This window comes from Coprothermobacter platensis DSM 11748 (assembly GCF_000378005.1).
GTDB classification, from domain to species: domain Bacteria; phylum Coprothermobacterota; class Coprothermobacteria; order Coprothermobacterales; family Coprothermobacteraceae; genus Coprothermobacter; species Coprothermobacter platensis.
Genome location: NZ_KB899040.1, coordinates 305291 through 322825 on the forward strand (window position 1 = coordinate 305291; position 17535 = coordinate 322825).

Annotated in this window: 22 protein-coding genes, 1 tRNA gene and 1 other RNA gene; 20 read left to right on the forward strand and 4 right to left on the reverse strand. The window is 42.0% G+C overall.

Annotated features, from left to right (window positions below; all coding sequences use genetic code 11):
* The first annotated feature begins 1 nt into the window (after position 1).
* Genes D890_RS0101660 through ricT form a run of 5 tightly spaced genes read left to right on the forward strand, consistent with a single transcriptional unit; the run spans position 2 to position 3961 of the window.
* The gene (locus tag D890_RS0101660) at positions 2-1552 is read left to right on the forward strand and encodes a R3H domain-containing nucleic acid-binding protein (RefSeq protein ID WP_018962798.1); all 1551 of its coding nucleotides are present in this window, start codon (positions 2-4) and stop codon (positions 1550-1552) included.
* Between the two features lie 6 nt (positions 1553-1558).
* Positions 1559-2140: a dTMP kinase gene (gene tmk / locus D890_RS0101665; protein ID WP_018962799.1), complete on the forward strand. Its 582-nt coding sequence runs from the start codon at positions 1559-1561 to the stop codon at positions 2138-2140.
* Entirely contained in the window at positions 2137-2463 is a 327-nt protein-coding gene (locus tag D890_RS0101670) for a cyclic-di-AMP receptor (protein WP_018962800.1), read from the forward strand. The genes tmk and D890_RS0101670 overlap by 4 nt, the downstream gene beginning before the upstream one ends.
* Positions 2460-3158, forward strand: a complete 699-nt coding sequence (locus tag D890_RS0101675) for a hypothetical protein (protein WP_018962801.1) — start codon at positions 2460-2462, stop codon at positions 3156-3158. Before D890_RS0101670 ends, D890_RS0101675 begins: the two co-directional genes overlap by 4 nt.
* The gene (gene ricT / locus D890_RS0101680; protein ID WP_018962802.1) at positions 3155-3961 is read left to right on the forward strand and encodes a regulatory iron-sulfur-containing complex subunit RicT; all 807 of its coding nucleotides are present in this window, start codon (positions 3155-3157) and stop codon (positions 3959-3961) included. The genes D890_RS0101675 and ricT overlap by 4 nt, the downstream gene beginning before the upstream one ends.
* 24 nt (positions 3962-3985) lie before the next feature.
* On the opposite strand, the gene D890_RS0101685 is transcribed toward ricT, so the two are convergent.
* Positions 3986-4073, reverse strand: a tRNA-Leu gene (locus tag D890_RS0101685).
* A 126-nt stretch (positions 4074-4199) separates the two neighbouring features.
* Between D890_RS0101685 and D890_RS0101690 the strand changes: the two genes are divergently transcribed.
* The 7 genes from D890_RS0101690 (at position 4200) to D890_RS08080 (ending at position 7725) form a co-directional block, all read left to right on the forward strand.
* Entirely contained in the window at positions 4200-4622 is a 423-nt protein-coding gene (locus tag D890_RS0101690) for a cell division protein SepF (protein ID WP_018962803.1), read from the forward strand.
* Positions 4600-5052, forward strand: coding sequence for an SsrA-binding protein SmpB (smpB, locus tag D890_RS0101695; protein WP_018962804.1), 453 nt, complete (start codon positions 4600-4602; stop codon positions 5050-5052). The genes D890_RS0101690 and smpB overlap by 23 nt, the downstream gene beginning before the upstream one ends.
* A 24-nt stretch (positions 5053-5076) precedes the next feature.
* Positions 5077-5429, forward strand: a transfer-messenger RNA (tmRNA) gene (gene ssrA, locus D890_RS07825).
* Between the two features lie 104 nt (positions 5430-5533).
* The gene (locus D890_RS0101710; protein WP_018962807.1) at positions 5534-5899 is read left to right on the forward strand and encodes a DUF4180 domain-containing protein; all 366 of its coding nucleotides are present in this window, start codon (positions 5534-5536) and stop codon (positions 5897-5899) included.
* 18 nt (positions 5900-5917) lie between these two features.
* Positions 5918-6388, forward strand: coding sequence for a pyridoxamine 5'-phosphate oxidase family protein (locus D890_RS0101715; RefSeq protein ID WP_018962808.1), 471 nt, complete (start codon positions 5918-5920; stop codon positions 6386-6388).
* Positions 6389-6658: 270 nt separating this feature from the next.
* Positions 6659-7489, forward strand: a complete 831-nt coding sequence (locus tag D890_RS0101720) for a metallophosphoesterase (protein ID WP_245533118.1) — start codon at positions 6659-6661, stop codon at positions 7487-7489.
* 101 nt (positions 7490-7590) lie between these two features.
* Entirely contained in the window at positions 7591-7725 is a 135-nt protein-coding gene (locus D890_RS08080; protein WP_018962810.1) for a hypothetical protein, read from the forward strand.
* Here the strand turns inward: D890_RS08080 and D890_RS0101730 are convergent.
* Positions 7706-8587, reverse strand: coding sequence for a DMT family transporter (locus tag D890_RS0101730; RefSeq protein ID WP_018962811.1), 882 nt, complete (start codon positions 8585-8587; stop codon positions 7706-7708). The two genes, D890_RS08080 and D890_RS0101730, sit on opposite strands and share 20 nt — an antisense overlap.
* Positions 8588-8761: 174 nt before the next feature.
* Here D890_RS0101730 and D890_RS0101735 point away from each other — a divergent pair, with 174 nt between their 5' ends.
* The 7 genes from D890_RS0101735 (at position 8762) to D890_RS0101765 (ending at position 14553) form a co-directional block, all read left to right on the forward strand.
* Positions 8762-9445, forward strand: a complete 684-nt coding sequence (locus D890_RS0101735) for a hypothetical protein (protein ID WP_245533119.1) — start codon at positions 8762-8764, stop codon at positions 9443-9445.
* A 50-nt stretch (positions 9446-9495) separates the two neighbouring features.
* Positions 9496-10008, forward strand: coding sequence for a rubrerythrin family protein (locus tag D890_RS08085; RefSeq protein WP_018962813.1), 513 nt, complete (start codon positions 9496-9498; stop codon positions 10006-10008).
* 79 nt (positions 10009-10087) lie between these two features.
* Positions 10088-10729: a DUF72 domain-containing protein gene (locus D890_RS07500; RefSeq protein WP_018962814.1), complete on the forward strand. Its 642-nt coding sequence runs from the start codon at positions 10088-10090 to the stop codon at positions 10727-10729.
* A gap of 99 nt (positions 10730-10828) precedes the next feature.
* Positions 10829-12463 (forward strand): glycosyltransferase family 39 protein, encoded by a 1635-nt coding sequence (locus D890_RS0101750; protein ID WP_018962815.1) that lies wholly within the window; start codon positions 10829-10831, stop codon positions 12461-12463.
* Between the two features lie 57 nt (positions 12464-12520).
* Positions 12521-13270: a glutamate racemase gene (locus D890_RS0101755; protein WP_245533121.1), complete on the forward strand. Its 750-nt coding sequence runs from the start codon at positions 12521-12523 to the stop codon at positions 13268-13270.
* Positions 13257-13682 carry a DUF4446 family protein gene (locus D890_RS0101760; RefSeq protein ID WP_018962817.1) on the forward strand — a complete coding sequence of 142 codons (426 nt, stop codon included), beginning with the start codon at positions 13257-13259 and terminating at the stop codon, positions 13680-13682. The genes D890_RS0101755 and D890_RS0101760 overlap by 14 nt, the downstream gene beginning before the upstream one ends.
* The gene (locus tag D890_RS0101765) at positions 13663-14553 is read left to right on the forward strand and encodes a M23 family metallopeptidase (protein ID WP_018962818.1); all 891 of its coding nucleotides are present in this window, start codon (positions 13663-13665) and stop codon (positions 14551-14553) included. Before D890_RS0101760 ends, D890_RS0101765 begins: the two co-directional genes overlap by 20 nt.
* A gap of 70 nt (positions 14554-14623) precedes the next feature.
* Here the strand turns inward: D890_RS0101765 and D890_RS0101770 are convergent, their stop codons facing one another.
* Positions 14624-15229, reverse strand: coding sequence for a cyclodeaminase/cyclohydrolase family protein (locus D890_RS0101770; RefSeq protein WP_018962819.1), 606 nt, complete (start codon positions 15227-15229; stop codon positions 14624-14626).
* Positions 15230-15279: 50 nt separating this feature from the next.
* Between D890_RS0101770 and D890_RS0101775 the strand changes: the two genes are divergently transcribed.
* Entirely contained in the window at positions 15280-16245 is a 966-nt protein-coding gene (locus D890_RS0101775) for a hypothetical protein (protein ID WP_245533122.1), read from the forward strand.
* Here D890_RS0101775 and D890_RS0101780 read toward each other — a convergent pair.
* Positions 16209-17522: a hypothetical protein gene (locus D890_RS0101780; protein ID WP_156802650.1), complete on the reverse strand. Its 1314-nt coding sequence runs from the start codon at positions 17520-17522 to the stop codon at positions 16209-16211. The genes D890_RS0101775 and D890_RS0101780 overlap by 37 nt on opposite strands.
* Between the last annotated feature and the right edge of the window lie 13 nt (positions 17523-17535).

Here is a 17535-nt window from a genome sequence, read left to right on the forward strand (position 1 = left end):
AATGACGAAAAGAGTTGTTACCGATAATTTGGATGAAGTACTAAATATACTTCCTCCTTGGATTTCGGAAAGGCTCAGACAGAGCCCCATGTTGAGTGATTTGGTGGACATCGTTTTAGATTTGAAACGTCCGCCCGTTATACGGTTTAGCGCATCGCAGAACGTTTGGGACGATGTCTTGGTTAGTGAAGATGACATACAGTATGTAGTACAGCATATAGGTAGTTTTGGCAAAGATAATAGAGCGGGTTTGGAAGGGACACTACATCGTATATCTTGTATGAGGAATAGACAGGGGAAAATTATCGGGTTAACTATTAGAATTGGAAGAGCCATTTATGGCGTAGTAGACCCTTTGGAATCTTATTTTACGCAAGATAAGAGCATCCTTTTGATGGGACGGCCGGGTGTAGGAAAGACAACCCTTCTAAGGGAAGTCGCGCGCCTTTTGTCTGTGGATTACCAGAAGCGTGTGATAGTTGTGGACACATCAAATGAAATCGCTGGCGACGGCGATGTACCTCATCCAGCTATTGGATTAGCTCGCCGAATGCAGGTGCCTGAACCGAACATGCAGCACGATGTGATGATAGAAGCCGTAGAAAACCACATGCCAGAAGTTATCATCATCGACGAAATAGGCAGAAAAGAAGAAGTGGATGCAGCACGGACCATTGCTGAAAGAGGCGTTCAACTTATCGCTACAGCTCATGGAAACACATTAGAAAACATATTAGTAAACCCAACGTTGTCTGATTTAGTTGGTGGTGTTCAAGTGGTTACGCTTTCTGACGAAGAAGCTCATCGCCGAGGAACGCAAAAAACGATTTTGGAACGTAAAACGAGTCCCACATTTGACATACTCATAGAAATACGCTCGCGTGGTGTTTATGCTATTCATGAGGATGTGGCAAAAGCGGTGGATGGGCTTTTAAGAGGCATTCCACCTAACCCGCTGATATTAAAAGTGAATGAGGACGGTTCTGTAGAGCGCAGTTATGAGCAGACACTCCCACCTGTGTCGGTAGTAGAACAGCAGCAGATCGAAGGCAGACGCGAGAAAAAGGCGGAAAGGGGCTCTGAGATAAGGATACTGCCTCTGGGCATTTCTCGAAGTAAATTAGAGAAAGCTATAGCCAACCTAGGTGTACCTGCTGTGGTTGTAGATGACGTGAGCGATGCCGACATGGTCCTTACATTGAGGTCTCAGGTTAATAAGGGATACCAACGTCTTAGAGAAGCAAAGGTAAGAAATGTGCCCATAAAAACGATAAAGAGCAATACCATGAGCCAAATGGAAGACTTTCTTTCTGACTTTTTTGCTGTTTCTCCAAGAGAAATGGAAGCAGAAATAGCAGAAGCACTTCAAGAGGCTGAAGAGGCCGCTATGCTTACAACGCAGGATCAAAAGAGGCGAGAACTCAGGCCAGAGCCACATCGCATAAGACGTTTACAGCATGAGCTTATAGCAAAGTATGGTCTTCTTAGTTTTAGTGTGGGAGAAGAACCACATCGGCATGTTGTTGTCACATTTCCGGGAGCAGAGGAATAAATTGCTATGTTTATTGTCATCGATGGCATAGATGGATGCGGAAAAAGTACTGTGGCTTCACTTTTGTCTAAAGAAATAGCTAAATTCAGACCGGTGTTTCATACGTTTGAGCCGGGGCACGTCCGTGATGGTCTGTACAGAAAACTGATTATGGAAAACGTTGCTAATCCGTATGTAGTAGCAGCGCTGTTTACCGTGGATAGAGCAGAGCATGTGGCAAAAATGATAAGACCAGCATTAGACGAAGGGCAATGGGTAATATGCGAGCGATACGCTGACTCTACACTGGCTTATCAGGGTTATGGTATGGGCTTAGATAAAGACTTAATCAATCGCATGAACGATGAGGCGGTTAAGGGGCTTTGGCCAGACAAGATTTTCTATTTGGATATACAACCACGCTTGGCGTTGGCACGTTTAAGTAGTAAAGATAAAGATGCTCTTGAGCAGCAGGGTATAGAATTCTTAACAAGAGTGCGCGAGGGATATGAGGAAATAGCAAAGGAGAAGAATTACATTCGTATTGATGCGACGAAATCTCCTAATCATATAGTAAAGCAAATTTTGGAGGAGGTGCACATTTCATGAAATTGTTTATAACCATATTGCAAGAAGAAGACTACAGACCTCTTGCGGAGCGGCTTACCGAGAAAGGCATCTATCATACAAGACTTGCAGGAGAAGGTGGCTTTCTTGGAGGTAGAAAAGTAGTGCTTCTAAGTGCTGTGGAAGATGAAGAAGCGGATACCCTCCTTGGACTCATAAAAGAGTCTTGTAGTGAAAGGGAAGAAACCATATTAGCTGAAGCACCATCAGGGTTCATAGGCATGAGTATACCAATACCTATGAAGGTACATACCGGGGGTGCGGTGGTTATGATTCTTCCGTTGGAAAAAATATTGAAAGTATGAGCGAATGGGCCGCACGCCTTGAACAATTAGTGGGCAAAATCTCGGCACCTATCGCAGTTGTTGGCCCAGATTGGTCTGATGCCTACGTATGGGTTAAACAGCGCATAGGTAATGTGTCGCCACAGAATTTGTTGGAACTACAAGAAGAAACATTGGGCATAGATGCTGTACGCGAAGCTGAGGAATTTCTTAGCTTTGTCCCTGGCGCTGAATTGAAGTATTTGTTAGTGCCTGGTGCAGATAACTTAACACCGGAAGCCCAAAACGCTTTCTTAAAAACGTTGGAGGAGCCTCCAATCTATGCGAGGATATTTCTTTTTTGCCAACGTTGGAGCAGTTTGTTGCCTACCGTAAGGTCACGCGTGGTGAGTGTGACACTTGCTCCAAAGAGCAAGGAAGAGTTAGGTGTAACGAATCACTGGGAATACCTTATGTGCGGTGGGAGTAAAAAGCTCTTACAGGTTTTACGAGAAAACATTGACTGGGCAAAAGACGTAAAAGGAAAAAAGGTATTGTTCTGCAAGGATTTAGATAGTTATAAATTAGCTGCCTTCTTTTTACAGCTCATGAATGATAACGGGAAGAAAATAAATCTTTTGAATGATATGTTTGAAATGGAAAATGCGTTGCAATCTAATGTGAACAAAGAAATGGTGTTTGATAGGATGTTGATGACTGGAGTGACAAACAAATGATATATTTGGTTCGAACCATGTTTAGCCAAAAACCGGGTTTTATTGAAACGGACGAGCCATTAGAAAAAGGACATAACATAAGAGTAGTAAAAGAATATGGGCAAGTACCTGCTGTGGTAGTAGGGACGTGGAAATATGGTGCAAATGAACTTTGGGGTTATGGTGGCCCTTTAGGTGATGTGGATTTATCAGTGCTCGAACAAGATGTCAAAGAAGGATTAGGTTTTTTGCGCCATGAAGGTAAGAGCAATCTTGATATTGCCATATTTGCAGCTGAAGAGAGTGTGGACAGGCAAACAGTACAGGCATACTTCGTTGCAGAAGGACGTGTAGATTTTCGAGATTTGGTAAGGAGCTTTCAGCGCCGTTTTAGCAAGCGCCTCAGATTGTGGCAAGTTGGTGTTAGAGACCGCTCTCAAATGGTTGGTGGTATAGGCGTTTGTGGAAGTATGCTTTGTTGCCATGCGTTTTTGAAAGATTTTGAATCAGTGAGTGTAAATATGGCAAAGGAGCAGGGACTTCTTTTGAATCCAGACAAAATAACCGGTACGTGTGGGCGATTACTTTGCTGTTTGCGTTACGAACATGAGTGGTATTGTGAAGCATTTTCAAAAATGCCTGATCAAGGTAGCCGTGTGAAGGTTCATAAAGATGGTCAGCTCAAAGAAGTCCGCTTAGTCACTAGGAATGCTGTTCTTGGGACAGCTTATGTGGCTGATGATGAAGGTAATATGTTCTGGGTTGATTTTGAAGAGATAATCCGCACGTGCGATGTGGTTCAAAGGAGAGAGGAAAACACGTAAAACAAAAAACACGAAATATGTTCTTGGTGCGGAAGGGGGGATTTGAACCCCCAAGGGCGATTAACCCACTGGCTCCTGAGGCCAGCGCGTCTGCCAGTTCCGCCACTTCCGCATTACTTGCTTTAATATTATACTATAACAGTGTTGATCATATTTGGTTTTTGCTTTGAGTTATATAATAGTTTATGGGCTTTTCACCAGTGAACTAAATTGTTGCCCGGGAAGGGGTGTGAGTTCAATGGCCGAGGGCGGCTTTTGGAAAAGAGTTACAAGCTTCTTTACCGCGTCCGATGAGGATGAAGACATTGTAGAAGAGGATTATAGTGATGAAACCTTTGAAACGAATGAACCTACTACACTGTTGCCAGCGATATCTTCGCGTCCGGTAGCAGCGGGTTCTACTATTTGGGTTTATCAGCCAAGTTCATTTTCTTTTGATGTGGATTCAAGTTTCATAGGCGCTCGCATAAAAGATGGTTACATCATCATATTGAATCTTCAGGATCTTGATGATACAGCAGCTCAGCGCCTCATTGACTTTGTCAGTGGTGCGTTGTATTCAGTAGAAGGAAAATTGAAAGCCATATCTAGTAGTGTATTCCTGCTGATTCCAAAGAATGTGAGGGTCGAAACATTTGATGAAGGTTTTAGCGCAGAATAGAAAAGCTCATCATGATTACCAAATACTGGATACCTACGAAGCGGGAATTGCGCTTACGGGAGATGAAGTAAAATCTGCCAAGGCTGGAAATGTCCAGCTTCGTGATTCTTTCGTGCGCATAGAAAACGGTGAGGCTTGGGTTTACAATATGCACATTTCTCCTTATGAAAAAACCGGTGAACCATTCAGACGCGATGCAAAGAGGAAGAGAAAGCTTTTACTTCACAAGAGCGAAATCAATAAAATTATGGGTTTTCTAACACAGAAGGGCTTGACGGCTGTACCGTTGTCTATGTATGTTAATGACAAAGGCATAATAAAGCTGTCCATCGGCGTAGCGAAGGGTAAGAAAACGGTGGATAAGCGCGAAACAATAAAAGAGCGCGACATAGAGCGGGAAATTAGAAGAGAAGGTAAGATTAGTTACTAACAGTTTTGGGTAAAATATTAATGCGGGGGCGAAAAGGTTTCGACGGCGAGTCGGAGCTCGGAGCTGCAGGTGGGGTTGGCTGCCAGACCTTAAAAATGGTAGCAAGGCAAAAAATAAATGCCGAACCAGAATTAGCATTAGCTGCTTAGAATAAGCAGCCGCTCTTCGGACTGAGGCTGCATACGTTCGAAAGAGTGTCAAAGCATGCAGCAGCCCTTAAATAATCGCACCAGTTATTTAAGGGTACAAAGCAGGTGCTGGGCAACGTGATTGGGCTTCCTGGATCACGTTACCGAGACAAATCAGGAAAGCTAAGCCTGTAGTAGCAATGGGTGGCGGCTCGTCGGACGCGGGTTCGATTCCCGCCGCCTCCACCAAAATGTTAAATACATTAATCACTTTTGTGTCCTCTCAGTTGTGTTAGCATAATCCCAATTACATCTATTCAATTAGGCATTTTTCCTTTTTTAAGGAGGTTTTTATGGATACTCATGTAGTTGAGAAAAATGGAATGAGGATTGCTGTGGTAAAAAGCAATAACATGATAATCAGTGATGAGCAGTCGGTGGTGGATTTTATAGCAAAAGTACTTGAGGAAACCGGTTGCGACAGGATAATTGTTAGTAAGGACATTGTTCCTGAAGAATTCTTTGACCTAAGTACGAGGCTGGCGGGCAGTATTTTGCAGAAATTTGTGAATTACAACGTGAAAATAGCCTTTGTAGGCGATTTCTCTTCATACCCGAGCAAGAGTTTAAGAGATTTTATTTATGAAAGCAATAACGGCAACGATGTATTCTTTGTTCAGACTGAGGAGGAAGCATTCAATAAACTTAAAGCAGTTTAGCAACCTTGGAGGTAGGGAATGCGGCGGATTGATAGGGAAGTTACTGATCCAGCAAGGATTGACGAAATTATAAGAATATGTGATTGCTGTAGGCTTGGGATGGTAGACAAAGATAGCGTTTACATCGTCCCGCTGAATTTCGGTTTTAAAAATGAAAATGGGAAAAGAATCTTTTACTTCCACGGAGCAAAAGAAGGCAAAAAGATGGAGCTTGTAAAATTAAACCCTTTAGTCGGTTTTGAAATGGATACAAACCACCGGATAAGTGTGGGTAAAAATGCTTGCGATTATTCTTTTCTATATAGCAGTGTTATCGGAAAAGGCGTGGTAACGTTAGTCGAAGACGTGCAAGAAAAAAGGAATGCGCTAAATCTAATAATGCAACACTATTCAGGTAGAAATAACTGGACGTTTCATCCCGAAGCGTTAGAAAAGATCGCTGTTATGAAGCTTGAGGTAACGGAACTTTCTTGCAAGGAACATGTATGAACTGCTATGCTCTTATAAACAATCCTTAATGTGGAAACCACAAGGCTGATAATCTGGAACATTACTTTAGTTGATGTATCCAAGTTATTTGAGGGCCTTGGTGATCTGGTAGGTTTAATACGCGTGCGGCAAGGAGGAAGAATAAGTCAAGAGAGCAAACTTGTTATCGCCATTTGCCAAATGAAACAGGTTTTTCTAGGGACAGTGTTTTTTTTGCACCGCTTTGTTTGTAGTATGCTAAAAAGCATGAGTCCTCGTAGGAAGAAGTTTATGCTAACGTTTGTTTTGGTTGTTACGATAGGTGCGCTTTTGGTGGTTAGCTTATGGGAAGGACTAACCGTCAGACCCTACACGTTGAGTACCGGGAAGATTAGTACGAAGCTAACGATTGCAATTCTTTCTGATCTCCACAGTACAGTTTACGGGGAAAATCAGTCGGTACTTCTTAAGAAGGTCAAGGAGCAAAAACCGGATCTTGTGCTTTTAGCAGGTGACATCGTGGATGACAGGAGACCTGCAGAAGGCGCTATAGCGTTGCTAAAGTCAATTGCTACGGCGTATCCATGTTTTTACGTGACAGGCAACCACGAGTTCTGGTCTGGGCGAGCAGATGAGATAAAGGAGTCCATCCGTTCTTTAGGTATTACTGTGCTGGAAGGAAGGTGCACAGATATCACGCTGAAGGGCCAGCAATTGCAGATTTGTGGCGTGGATGACCCGGACGGTTTTACACATGAACGGTTCTACGGTGAGGAAATTTCTGCAAGATGGGATGAACAGTTTGAAAGGTGTAAGAAAGAACTGAAGAAAAACGTGTTTTCCATACTTCTATCGCATCGTCCAGAGCGTGTGGCGTATTACAAAGGGAGCGGTTTTGATCTTGTGGTGTCGGGTCATGCCCATGGTGGGCAAATAAGGATTCCTGGGCTAATCGATGGCTTGTATGCTCCAGATCAGGGGCTTTTACCTAAATACACTGGTGGTGTCTACGATTTGAGGGGGACGAGAATGGTTGTGAGTCGTGGACTCAGTAGAAGTTTCATTCCCAGGGTGTTTAACCCTCCTGAATTAGTCATCATGAATATAGAACCTTTACAGTGAACGTTTCTTCAAGAATGCGTTCGGAGCCAATCTTGTTTTTTCCTTTCGCTTAAAATCATCGGAGCTTAAGATGGCTGCGTCGGAAACATAGAGAAGATGAAATGAGAGAGTTGCAGGCTGTTCTGAAATTTGCTCAAAAGCGTATCGATGGTGCCTCAGGGAAAACAAAGGATAAAATTCAGCAGGTTATAGATTTTATCAGCAAACAAGTTGTTGCTATCCTGTTTGTGGGTTAGTGGCTGACAGATACGTTCCTACGATCATCAGCGATAGTGCTACGGGAAACAGCGAATTCGGTGGTGTTCCAAACAAGAAGAAAGAAAGAACAACGCCTATGAATGGTCCCACGGCATAGAAGGTGCTTGTGCGTGCCGCCCCTAAGTAACGCTGTGCAGAAACATAGAAAAAGATGCTGAGTCCATATGCAATAAAGCCGAGGAACAAAGCAGCGAAAACATGTGAAATGCTGGAGCTAATTTGTCCAAACGATGCTGCAATGCAAAGAGAACCAAAACCTGAGCAGAAACCTTTTATGACAACAACTTCCATGGGGTCTCTCATTGAGAGCATCCTGGTGCAGTTGTTTTCCAAACCCCAACAGGTAGTGGCTGCAAGTGCAAGAATAGAACCAATGGATAAAGTGTAGTTAGCATCAGCCTCTGTGGACAGAAGTATGCAGGAAATGGTAATAAAGAATATTGCAGTCCAGAGTCTTGTACTTATATGTTCTTTAAAGAGTATGGATGCGATGAAAGCTGTGGCAACGATTTCAAAGTTGCCCAATAGAGAAACGGTGGCTGCGTTGGACATGCTTAGTCCGTACATGAGCAGTATTGGAGCTGCCACGTCCAAAACGACCATTCCTATGACATATGGGAAATCGCTTCTTAAAATGTGTGTTTCACTTTTCCCCTTACCTAAGATGCTTCTGATTACCATAAGAACAAAAACGCCTATACCTGCACCAATGTAGAGAAGTGCTGCCATTAGAGTTGGGCTAATGTCACCAAGAAGGATTTTAGAAAATGGAGAACTCAAACTATAAAGTGCAGCGGCGAGAACTGCCAGAAAAGTCGCTCTTGTTTCTTGTGCGTTCATAAAATGGAGCCTTTCTTGTATGTTCTAAGCTTCATATGAAAATATTATAAGTGTGACAGTGGTTTCAAACAAAGGTGAATTATAATACACAATAGGGGTACAAGAAAGGTGATTTATCTGTTTTGAATTTAATAACCTCGGGTTTGGGTATAAGTCATGTAACTGAAATAAGGGGTGATTACATTGGCAGAAAAAGACAAATTGGATGAGGTTTTGGAGTACTTCCGTTTAAAATCATCTGAACTTAAGATGGCTGCGTCGGAAACATTGGAAGATGAAATAAAAGAGCTGCAGGATGTTCTGAAATTTGCTCAGAAGCGTATCGATGCTGCCACAGGGGAAACAAAGGATAAAATTCAGCAGGTTATAGATTTTACTCAACAAAAGATTGATGAATTAACGGTTCAGGCTGATTTAGGCACATCCCAAGCAAGGGACGTCGCTGTGTCTTTAGCTGATGAAATGGATGAACTTATAGATGATTTGCAGCGTTCAGATCTGACGAAGAAAGCTGGAGATGTGGCTAAAAGTGTGGGGAATCTGCTGGGCACTATTGGGAAGAGAGTTGGAAAAGGTGCATCAGATCTATCAAAAACAATAAGCATAAGAGCAGAACTTAGCAAATTGAATAATAGAAGAAAAGATTTGATAACACAAATAGGTGAAAGCGTTTACAAAGGGCTGCATGTCTCTGGAAGTTTGGTAGTAACGGATGACTTAGTTAAACTTGCTAAAGAAGTAGAATCTGTAGAAAACGATATAAATAACAAAAAAGCAGAGCTTGCAAAAGTAGGGAAAGAAGAAAACCTGTCTGATGAACAAATAAGCAAGATTATTGAGGACGTGGACAAGGAATAGGCGTTAATATTTTGATGTATTATAATAAAGCCATAAGGAGGGGATAAGGTATGCATGACATGACTAAGAAGTTTTTAGAGGATGCATTTGCTGGTGAATCACAGGCACACATGAGGTACACGATTTTTGCCGAGGATGCGGAACAAAAGGGTCTTAAGAAACTTGCTAATTTGTGGAGAGCTATTGCTTATGCAGAATTTGTACATGCCAAGAATCACTTTAAGGCGCTTGGAAGATTAGGAGACGTTCCGGCTAACTTGCAGATGTCTATTGATGGTGAAACATTCGAAGTTAATGAAATGTATCCTGTTTACAACAATGCTGCTCAGTTCCAGGGAGAAAATGATGCCGTTAGATCAACCCATTTTGCTTTAGAGGCAGAAAAAATTCACGCTGGAATGTATACAAAAGCGTTGGATTTGTCAAAACAGGGCAAAGACTTTGAGGCAGATAAGATATTCATATGCCCTGTGTGCGGCTACACAGTTGAAGGGGAACCACCTGAGAAGTGCCCCGTATGCGGTGCACCTAGGGATAAATTCAGGGAATTTAACGCTGACTAACCTTTTTATCGGAACCAGTGGCTACAGCTATAGCCATTGGAAGGGAGTGTTTTATCCTGAAAGCATAAAAGGGGAGTAAATGCTCCCCTTTTATGCTAAAAGTTTCAACACAGTTGAAATAAATAATACTTTTTATCATGTGCCCATTGAGAATACCGTAAAAAAATGGTTATCCAATTTACCTGTGGGCTTTGTCTTTTCCATAAAAGGTAACAGAAATATTACACATTTTAAGCGACTAACCGATGTAAGCGATTTAGTAAAACAGTTTTATAAATCTTTATCTCCTTTAGGCGAACATCTGGCAGTGGTTTTATGGCAACTTCCGCCTTCACTTAAGAAAGATATGAATGTGCTGAAATCGTTTCTGGATGTTTTGGACCATGAGCCAAAGGGTAAAGCGATAGAATTCAGGCACCAAAGCTGGGTCGATCCAGAGGTTATGGATGTTCTAAAAGTACATAATGTATCTTTTGTAGTCAGCCACGGAGATAATTATCCTTTAGTGATCAACGAGACCACAGCCAATTTTGTTTATGTAAGGTTGCATGGTTACCCTTTACTTTACAGGTCCGGATATTCACAAGAGCAGCTAATATGGTGGCGAGAATATATCCAAGGATGGCTAAGGCAAGGTAAAGACGTTTTTGTTTACTTTAATAACGATGCTGAGGGCTACGCTGTTGAAAACGCGCTTTTGTTAAAGCAAATCTGCGCATAAAGTATATACTTATAGCTCGCTTTAGAGCGTTTTTGTGCAACTTTCCCTGTTTCTCTGGCGTATTACTTATAAACGCCCTAAGGAGGTTCTCATCTCACGATGAACCATACAAAAAACACGTCTGTAGAAAAACTGCTCGTTGTACTAATATTCTTCGTGGCTTTTGCGTTAAGGTTAAAGATGCTATTCTCAATGAATTTGTTCCCCGGTACCGATGGTGCTTATTATCTAATTCAAACCCGAAGTATCTTAGAAACAGGTAGACTTGCGGGTGCTGACACGCCTCTTGTTTTTTATATAATGGCGGCTGCTTCGTGGATAGTAAGGTTGTTTTCCAGTTTGTCTACAGAACAAGCGGTTTTGGTAGGTGTAAAACTAATAACGGCGTTAGCTCCAGCATTGGCAGCTATTCCTGCTTATCTGTTAGTTAGATCTGTACAAAAAGAAAATGGCAGTATCCTGCTACCTGTAGCTGCTGCATGTATTGTTGCTACGCTTTCATCTGGGCCTATTAGTCTTTCCAGTGATTTCATAAAAAACTCTTTAGGCATGGTATTCTTCTTGTTCATGGCCTATTACGTTGTAAGGTCACTGAAAGATGGTAAGCCTAAAAACATTGTGATGGTCATGGTTTTCCTTGGTCTGTGCGGAGCAACACACATAGGTGTTTTTGCTTTGGCTCTGTTATTTGCGGCTGTAACAATGCTGGGTTGGATATTGTTTGTGGAAGGTTTAAGTAAGAGGGCGCTAAAAACGGTTGGTCTGGTAGTAATTCTTGTCACTGCTGTTTTTGCCGCTCTTTCGTTGGTAGGAATCAGCAAATCTGTTTCCGTACTGAATTATGTGAAAAGTGCATTGAGTTCTCTCGGTTCCATGGGAACAATGCAAAACAGGATGATTAGAGGGATGGGGCAGACGGAAGGTTCTGCAAGCTTGTTCATGTTGCTTTTGGGTGGTTTGTTTGTAGCGTTTCTTATACAGAAAGACAAACTTGAAAAATGGGAATTAGCCATTGGTTTAGGTTCTGCTTTAGCTACCTTATTTTGCCTCTATACACCATCCTTTGTTACATACAGTTCAAGATTCTTGAACATGGCGTTTGGTCCCGGCTTAATTGTTCTTGCTATCCTACTTAGGCAGATGGAATTAAAGCCTCAAGCGTTGCTGTCAGGTGCTGTACTTGCATTTGTGTTAGTTGGTATTCCTACCGATTTGCAATCAATGAACAACACGGCCATTAATGAAAACGTCTATGAGGAGCTTTCAATATTTAGGAATTCAATTACCGACAGTAGTCACACTCTTGTTATCGCGCAGCATGGGCTTGAATATTGGGCTGGTTGGATACTTCATACTAATTGTGCACAGACGGCAAATACTGTAGATACAACAAGATATTCTACTGTTCTTTATGTTCAAACGAGTGGTGGCAATGTCTTTGGCGATTTGACCAGAGGCAAGAATAATTCCTCACAGGTTTTTGGTTATGCGCCTTCTCCTACGGATGCTCTTGGCGATAATCCTATTCCTCAAAACATGGGTAGCTTGGGAGCTCCAGATTTTAGCGGCAATGCCCAAATACCAAACGAACCACCAAGCAACATGCAAAGTCCTGGAAATCAAGGGCTATCGACAAACACTGGTACTATTGTCTATCAGGGTGATTATGTCACCATCTATGAATTAAAAGGAAATTTGACGAGTACCACATCTAAAAATGGGGCTGGGAAATAGCCTATAAAAAAAGAGCGCAGAAATCTTACAGCAACGATGCCTGCTATAATCGTAACAATGAACACTTACTTAGTTTATGATTCTGGTACAGGTGGAGCATGGTTTTCTCTGCAACTTCTGGCTCTACGGAAAGCCACGCACGTTATCTTCTATGCTGATACGGCACACTTTCCATTGGGTTTAAAGAATGAAACAGAATTGTACGGTATCTTACGTGATTTTTTCACTTTTTCGAGTCCGTTAAAAGTAGACGGTATTTTCTTGGCATGCAATACCATCAGCAGTGTTTATTTGCGCTATTGGCCATTGTTTAAGAAGAATATGGAAACAAGTATTCCTATTTTTCATACGTACTCTTATCATGAAGGATTACCGAAATTACAAAAACCGCTTATCTTAGCGACACAATCCACTGTGGATGCTCGTATTTACACATACTTTACAGGCGGAAAGGGAGTAGAAGTAAGCGCGACTAAGCTTATAGATGCCGTTCAGCGGAATAACAGTGAGTTAGCCCAGGCTCTGGTCCATAACATATGCGAGTACGCCAAAAAGGAACGTTTTAGTGACATAGTTTTGGGATGCACGCATCTTAGCGAAGTGGCTGGGCTTTTTGCGGAAGAAGGTTTCCGCACTTATGACCCATTAGGTCGCATTTTGGAGAATTTAACAGCAGAATCTCCGTCTGATGGGGGCGATTTGAGTTTGACTTTGCATGCCACAGGTTCTTATGACGATGTGCTAAACTATGTTAGGAGAAAAGCTTCTTTCTTACCTGAGGAGGTCTTGCTAAATGCCGATAAATGACGTCTATGTTTTATATGGATTGTTTGGTTTGGCTGCCATTTTGGTTATTATTAACATCTGGCTGTTGGTTAGGTTAGCAAGAATCAAAGGGTACGAAAAGCTGAATGCTCAGGTTAGTGAAGCTTTGGCAGACCTTGACGAGGTTAAGAATAATTTGTCTTCATTGGAGGCTGATGAAGAGAGCGATTTTTCGTACAGTAAGGTCGTACGTTACGATGCTTTCCAGGATGCCAAGGGACGTCAAAGTGGCTCTATGTTAGTGCTGAATAGAAAAGGAACAGGATTTATAATTACAATCATAAATAGCCGAGACAGATCGGCAACCTTCTTAAAGGAAGTGGTAGAATACAAACCAGTGCAAGCCTTGTCACCAGAAGAGCAGGTGTTGCTGAATGAAGCAAGAAAAGGTTAGAGAAGATAAGGCCGTTTGTATACATCTGACATTTAATCAAAAGAAAATTGAACTTAATTGTGGAAGGCGCACTTATCGGTGGCTATGCCGGTCTGTGATGGTTTTATTCCTCATATTGGGGATAGTTTTTTTCAATATGCAACAAACTAAGGGTTTAACCGCGTTAGCTATGCAAAAGCAGGATGTTCAGCAAACAAAACAGTTGGTTGCACAGTATGAGTCGCAAATGGCACTTCTGGAAAAACAAAATCAGCTTTTGACAGAGTTTAAAGAGAAACAAGTACAGCAATTAGAAGCTAAGTTAAAGACGGTGGTGGACACTGCTGCAAATACACTTAAAAAACCCAGCCTGAAGAACTTAGTTGCTACCACATCTGTCGCAGCGGTTTATCGTGGTACAGATGATATTGACAAGCAAATTCAGAGCCTGCAAAGTCAAATGGATAAAGTAAAAAACACTATCACGAAATACGCAGATGCATTGAACGCATTTCCTGATAAATGGCCAGTATATGGCGATATAACAAGCACCTTTGGATGGCGTCACTGGAGCTCCGGGTGGTCGGATTTTCATACGGGGCTGGATATAGCGAATTCTTGCGGGACACCTGTATACGCTGCTGCAAAGGGTGTAGTAGTGTTTGCAGGGCGTGAGGGTGATTATGGTTTGAACATCATTATCAGCCATGGCAATGGCTATACCACCAGGTATGCTCATTTGAGTTATATTGATGTGAAAGAAGGGCAAACCGTTCTAAAAGGAGATTACATTGGCAATGTAGGTGAAACAGGTTTTGCAACGGGATGCCATCTGCATTTTGAAGTAAGACTAAATGGTACCTTAATAGATCCTTATAAAGTACTGGATTAGGCACACTTGGATACTAAAAGCAAAGAGGCCCATCTACACAGATGAGCCTCTTTGCTTTTATGCCTGCTGGCTATATGCCTAACAATGTTTTAGCCGTATTTTCTACGCTCAACGATAAGTTGTTAAACTCTTCAAATAGAGAAGATGCTTCTTCATACAATGGTGCTGTTTCTTTTTTTGTACTGTTTATTTTCACATTAGCAAAAGCTGAAAACATAGCAGCTTGAGCTAACTTTACACCGCTATATAAATCAGATGCTACCGCTGGAAGTATTTCTTGCGCAACAGGTTCGATGGTTTCTAAGGATTCCTTAATAACCTTCATGGTGTTGAGTGGAACTTGAGTGGCTGTCAGCAATGCACTTTTTATGGTTGCTGACCTAACTTGTTTCTCTTCTTCATTACTTTTTGGAAGATGCAGAGCGTCCATATAAGAATCAAAAGCCCTTTTGTCTTCATCAGAAAGAATAAGAAGCTGATGACGAAGTGTATCCAAATGCTGCGCTGCTGGCTCAAAGTTAGAGTCTTGAACTTTTTTCTGGCTAACCCTTATGGACATGGCCATTAGGCTGCAAGCCATGGCTGCGACAACGGCAGCGGCGGCTCCACCACCGGGTGTGGGTGCATCTGATGACAAAGCGTCTAAAAAGGCTCCTACAGTTTCTTTATCTATCATATGAAAGCCTCCATTCATCAATGTTCTTTCATGCCTGCTATAATCATAGCATGTACAAAGTTCTAACAGCTGTACTCATTGTCTTGGTCGTTCTTGTTGGTTGGTGGGCATGGGATCAGCTTCATGGTGCGTTGAGTGTGAGTACGACTACAGGAAACTTTAAATTTATTTCGAAAGGACAAGACGTATCAGTACCTTGTACCAGAGGCAATAGCATAACCTCAGAAAATGTGACTCTTTACACATCTAATCCTGACACATTGATGAAATATCTCGCATTGCAGCAGGTAAAGACGTGCAGTGCGCCCATTACTTGCATGGCCAAGGGTTTTGATGGGGACAAGCTTTATCTTGATCCGAATTGCTATTTCGATTTGGGAACAGGTGGCGCTTACGCTGATGTATTCGAAGCATTAGATACGTATCTTGGCGTGGGCAAAGTAGTCATAGGGTCTCGTCAGCTTGAATCAGACCCCGTTTCCAAACTTATTACTTTATCGCCGTATTATTTCATAACAGGTGAACAAGGAGTAGAACTGGTCAGGATAAAAGACGCGTCGTTGGATAAGTTTTGGCAAACTCTCGGCGTTACGCCTCAAGTAAGTGTAGACGGGAATACCGCTAATGTGAGTTTAAATCTGCCATCGTATGATGACCACTTATTGTACGCGATCTCATTGAATATAGAACATTTTATGAAAGTGAGCAATGTTGTCATTAACATAAACGGCTTAGAGGCTTTCCGGCACAGCGTGCCATATGGCTTAAAGCTGGCGCAAGGTGCTGATGGCTACTTAGTTACAGGAGAATTGCAGGATAGTAGTGAACTTAGGAGTTTCTTGATTGATGCATCCATTACTGATTCTGGAAATACACTATCCGTTAAACTGGATGAAGGAATTAGCTCTGAAAATTACAGCCTTGTTTTAGCTGTTTTGGACACCGTTCGTGGAAGAACCGTAAAAATTACTGCCGGTCCTTATACGGATCTGGGCTCTTTTCCCTCGCAATTTTGATCCCTTAGCAACCATTTTTTCGGCAAAGCCAACACAACATTTTCATTTTTCTTAAGCAATGGCAGAGGTGTGAGAAACACTTTTTCATACGGTAAATCTATACTGCTATGTTTTTGAAAGGTCACGGCTGAGGACAGCATGAGAAGACGTTTTGGAAGAGTTGCTGTTTGCTCGCCTATGGATACTTCCATTACGTTACCTACAGAAAGTTTTTTAAAAGGACCCTCTATGGTTGATACAGATGTTTTCAGGAGAAAAGCACTTTGGACTAATGTGTCTGGAATGTTTCGGTGTGTTCCATAGATACCTAATAAGTCTGCGGCCACAGAATAAAGAGATTTTGGTTTTTCTTGCTGATAAAAATTGTGAAAAAACGTGAACATCTGGTCATTGGAGTAAACCTTTTTGGGCCCGATGGTTTTTAAGAGTGATCGCTCTTCTTCTATGTATGAAAGTCTTGTAATGCACTGCTGTGAATGTACATTTTGACAGTGTTTTTCTATTTTCTTTTCATAGTGAAGAAGAAAATCTTCGTATATATAACAAAGGCTTGCAAAAAAGTCAGTAAATTCCATTGCCAGGCGGTTGAAGGTTAATCCGCTGCTGGTAAGCAATGTCCTCCATGTCTGCATTACAGCGGGTTGCAAAGGAGGGACTATTTCAGAGAAGTATGCCTCTATGTTTGCCACATGCTCCGCATAGGATATGCTGAGTTCTCTGGTGTCAGCTGGTAAGCACTCAAGGATGCGCAAAATGCTATCCATGTCGAAGTACATTCTCCGTGCTTCTTCTTGTGAGGAGATGTCGTAAAAAGATGGCAGTCTGTTCATTATTACGTACCTGACGTGCTCCAATTGTTCACCCGTTAAGAGCGCATTGTTGAAGCTAATAACTGTGTCTAACTGTTTTCTACCATAAGGTATGGCATTTGCACTGATGGATGTGCTGTAAACTTCTGATTTTTGGAATTGTCGAAGAAAAACATCTTCAGTTCTGTCGTGATGTTTCATCGCTAAGTACCATAATGGAGCGGCAGAAGGAAGACCCAACCTAAAGAATGGGATGTTCCCAGTGGAAGTCCAAAACTCTGCGAAAGGGCTCATGATTTCTCTTATCTGTTCTGCATGTCTGTCCTTTTTGGGATGGTTTACGCTTTTTGCTGCAAGAAAATCAGATGAGAGTTTATTAATATCGTGCACTACTGCCAACAACTTTATACCCAATTTTTGTTCCCAATTGAGACGCGTATTCGTTGCCTCCTGTACATAATTCTTCATGAAGTATAATATG

Excerpts from the sequence above, each read along its gene's own strand:
- D890_RS07500 (WP_018962814.1), top strand. The coding sequence starts at position 10,088 with ATGCTCCCCTTTTATGCTAAAAGTTTCAACACAGTTGAAATAAATAAT.
- D890_RS0101755 (WP_245533121.1), top strand. The coding sequence starts at position 12,521 with ATGAACACTTACTTAGTTTATGATTCTGGTACAGGTGGAGCATGGTTT.
- smpB (WP_018962804.1), top strand. The coding sequence starts at position 4,600 with ATGAAGGTTTTAGCGCAGAATAGAAAAGCTCATCATGATTACCAAATA.
- ricT (WP_018962802.1), top strand. The coding sequence starts at position 3,155 with ATGATATATTTGGTTCGAACCATGTTTAGCCAAAAACCGGGTTTTATT.
- D890_RS0101715 (WP_018962808.1), top strand. The coding sequence starts at position 5,918 with ATGCGGCGGATTGATAGGGAAGTTACTGATCCAGCAAGGATTGACGAA.
- tmk (WP_018962799.1), top strand. The coding sequence starts at position 1,559 with ATGTTTATTGTCATCGATGGCATAGATGGATGCGGAAAAAGTACTGTG.
- D890_RS0101675 (WP_018962801.1), top strand. The coding sequence starts at position 2,460 with ATGAGCGAATGGGCCGCACGCCTTGAACAATTAGTGGGCAAAATCTCG.
- D890_RS0101690 (WP_018962803.1), top strand. The coding sequence starts at position 4,200 with ATGGCCGAGGGCGGCTTTTGGAAAAGAGTTACAAGCTTCTTTACCGCG.
- D890_RS0101660 (WP_018962798.1), top strand. The coding sequence starts at position 2 with ATGACGAAAAGAGTTGTTACCGATAATTTGGATGAAGTACTAAATATA.
- D890_RS08085 (WP_018962813.1), top strand. The coding sequence starts at position 9,496 with ATGCATGACATGACTAAGAAGTTTTTAGAGGATGCATTTGCTGGTGAA.
- D890_RS0101770 (WP_018962819.1), bottom strand. The coding sequence starts at position 15,229 with ATGATAGATAAAGAAACTGTAGGAGCCTTTTTAGACGCTTTGTCATCA.
- D890_RS0101730 (WP_018962811.1), bottom strand. The coding sequence starts at position 8,587 with ATGAACGCACAAGAAACAAGAGCGACTTTTCTGGCAGTTCTCGCCGCT.
- D890_RS0101760 (WP_018962817.1), top strand. The coding sequence starts at position 13,257 with ATGCCGATAAATGACGTCTATGTTTTATATGGATTGTTTGGTTTGGCT.
- D890_RS0101710 (WP_018962807.1), top strand. The coding sequence starts at position 5,534 with ATGGATACTCATGTAGTTGAGAAAAATGGAATGAGGATTGCTGTGGTA.
- D890_RS0101720 (WP_245533118.1), top strand. The coding sequence starts at position 6,659 with ATGCTAACGTTTGTTTTGGTTGTTACGATAGGTGCGCTTTTGGTGGTT.
- D890_RS0101765 (WP_018962818.1), top strand. The coding sequence starts at position 13,663 with ATGAAGCAAGAAAAGGTTAGAGAAGATAAGGCCGTTTGTATACATCTG.
- D890_RS0101750 (WP_018962815.1), top strand. The coding sequence starts at position 10,829 with ATGAACCATACAAAAAACACGTCTGTAGAAAAACTGCTCGTTGTACTA.
- D890_RS0101780 (WP_156802650.1), bottom strand. The coding sequence starts at position 17,522 with ATGAAGAATTATGTACAGGAGGCAACGAATACGCGTCTCAATTGGGAA.
- D890_RS0101670 (WP_018962800.1), top strand. The coding sequence starts at position 2,137 with ATGAAATTGTTTATAACCATATTGCAAGAAGAAGACTACAGACCTCTT.
- D890_RS08080 (WP_018962810.1), top strand. The coding sequence starts at position 7,591 with ATGAGAGAGTTGCAGGCTGTTCTGAAATTTGCTCAAAAGCGTATCGAT.
- D890_RS0101775 (WP_245533122.1), top strand. The coding sequence starts at position 15,280 with ATGTACAAAGTTCTAACAGCTGTACTCATTGTCTTGGTCGTTCTTGTT.